The organism is Ensifer sp. (genome assembly GCF_035999185.1).
Lineage (GTDB): Bacteria > Pseudomonadota > Alphaproteobacteria > Rhizobiales > Rhizobiaceae > Ensifer.
Genome location: NZ_DASYHB010000005.1, coordinates 1 through 2,469, shown reverse-complemented (window position 1 = coordinate 2,469; position 2,469 = coordinate 1). Strand labels below are relative to the sequence as shown.

The window sequence follows — 2,469 nt, the reverse complement described above, 5'->3', positions numbered from 1 at the left end:
AAGGCGTCATTGGTCTGTGCAGGCATTGGCGCGAGGCTCCTCTCAAGGGTGGCAGTTCTTTAGCTTCCTCGCACGGCGAGAGCAATATCCGCTGTGCGGTTTGCGTCATTTCCCCCATCTGCCGCGCCGAAATATCGCGGGCTCATCCCACGAAAAAGCCGCGCTCCCGGGGGAAGCGCGGCTCGAACTCTTCCGTGTCGCAAATTCGCTTATTGCGGCAATGCGTCCTGATCGACCGAACCAGCCGACTGCTCGACGCCATAGGGCGTCTGCAGCGCCAGTTCCGTGGCGCCGTCGCGCTGGTAGATGTCGTCGCGGAACTGCACCACGCCGTCCTTGGCAGACCAGGCGGTGATGTAGGTGAAGAACACAGGCACTTCCTCGGCGAGCGTGATCGGCGTGTTGACGCCGGTCTTGATCGTCGCCTCGATCTGCTGGCGCGACCAGCCGGGCGTTTCCTTCAGCAGCCAGGTCGAGAGGTCGCGCACGTTCTGTACGCGCACGCAACCGGACGATTCGAAACGCATCAGCTTGTTGAACAGGCCCTGCTGCGGCGTGTCGTGCATGTAGACCTGATGCTCGTTGTGGAAGTTGATCTTCGTCGAGGACATCGCGTTGATCTTGCCCGGATCCTGACGGAACATCAGGTTCGGCGCCTTCTCCGCATTCCAGTCGACGGTTTCCGGCGACACTTCGCCACCGCTGCCGTCGAACAGACGGATCGAGTTGCGCGCGAGATACGTCGGGTCCTTGCGCATCAGCGGCATGATATCCTTCTGGATGATCGAGCGCGGCGCGGTCCAGTAGGGGTTGAGGATGACCTCGTAGATCTTCGAATTGAGAATCGGCGACTGGCGGTCGATCTTGCCGACGATGGCGGTGTGGCGCAGCGCCACTCGGCCATTTTCGACCGCCTCGATATAGGCGGCCGGAATGTTGACCATCACATAGCGGCGGCCGAGATCGCCGGACATCGACTGCAAGCGAACGAGGTTCGTCTGGAGTTGGCCAAGGCGGGTGTTGGCGTCGACATTGATCGCCTTCAGCGTGTATTCGCCGATGACACCGTCGGCTGGCAGGCCATGACGGGCCTGGAAGCGCTTGACCGCACCCTCGACGTAACTGTCGAAGGACGACGAGATGCCGGCCGAACGCGGCAGGTCGCCGGAAACCATCAGGCGCTGGCGAAGTTGCTGCACCGAAGGATCGGTGACGCCAAGCTCGAGCTTGACGCTGGTCTGGACCGTCGGCCAACCGCCCTGCGACACGATGTTCTGGTAGTCGAAGATCGCCTGCTGCACGTGGGCAATCGTCTCCGTCCCGAAGACCGGGGTGTTGGAGACAACCGTCGTTGCGGTGCGCGAAGCCTTGGCGTCATACTGGTCGTCCCAGGAGCCACGGCGCGGCGAATTGATGATCTCGTTCAGGGCGTCCTGTGCACTTGCGGCACCGGCGACTGCCACGGCGCCGAAGGTTGCCGCCGAGCGCAAAAAGGCGCGGCGCGAGAATGCATCAATTCCATTCTTTTTCGACATATTCCTACCATCCCAATGCGTTGGTACGCGCCCCATGCGCTGGCACGCACGTTGCCGCAGCCCTAACACGATCGTGGTTAACAAAGGTCAACCAACGAGCCACCCTGCCCTCACATGATTTCACGATACCGCGAGTGAGGACCCTCATTCGGCAGGCTAAACGCAAAACGAATCCACGCCTGACAATACACGTGGCCGCACTACCGCATGCCGTCGTCGCTGTCACAGCAATATGGCCAATTCGTGTCTCGAACGGTTCCACGGGAGGAATGGCACGCCTTTTGCTTTGCGCATGGACGTTGCCGGAACCACGTACAAACAGCACCGCAACATTCTGATTTTCTAATATTTTCTGCTTGGCACGTCGGGCAACCACGACGATTGTGCCACGAAGCCGTGCTTTTTTCCGCGGCACGTAGACAGGCCGCAAAACGGCAAAGGTCGGACACGCAGGGATTGCGCCCGACCCTTGAACTGGAGGTTTTTGCCCGATTAGAGGCGGTACATGATGCTGTCGTTCCAGAAGCGGTCGAGGCGCTGCAGGAGCTTGTTCATCTGGGTGAATTCATCCGAACCGATGCCGCCGACCTTCTGGATCGAGCCGACGTGGCGCTCGTAGAGCTTGGCGACGGTTTCAGCGATTTCCTGGCCATCTTCAGTCAGGCTGATGCGAACCGACCGACGGTCGACGCGGGAGCGCTGGTGGTTGATCAGGCCGAGGTCGACGAGCTTCTTGACGTTGTAGGAGACGTTCGAGCCCAGGTAGTAACCGCGGGAGCGAAGTTCGCCGGCGGTCAGTTCCGAGTTGCCGATGTTGAAGAGCAACAGGGCCTGGACGGCGTTGACGTCGCTGCGACCTTCGCGGTCGAACTCGTCCTTGATGACGTCGAGCAGACGGCGGTGCAGACGCTCGACGAGGTGGAGGGATTCCATG

The 2,469-nt window shown here is 60.7% G+C and carries 2 protein-coding genes; both read right to left on the bottom strand.

All coding sequences use genetic code 11. The features are described from left to right. Positions 1-209: 209 nt before the first annotated feature. Positions 210-1,535 (bottom strand): murein L,D-transpeptidase, encoded by a 1,326-nt coding sequence (locus VGO04_RS00130; protein WP_327493924.1) that lies wholly within the window; start codon positions 1,533-1,535, stop codon positions 210-212. A 492-nt stretch (positions 1,536-2,027) separates the two neighbouring features. Continuing rightward, the coding region (gene ldtR, locus VGO04_RS00125) for a transcriptional regulator LdtR (RefSeq protein WP_327493923.1) at positions 2,028-2,469 on the bottom strand (442 nt) is incomplete at its 5' end.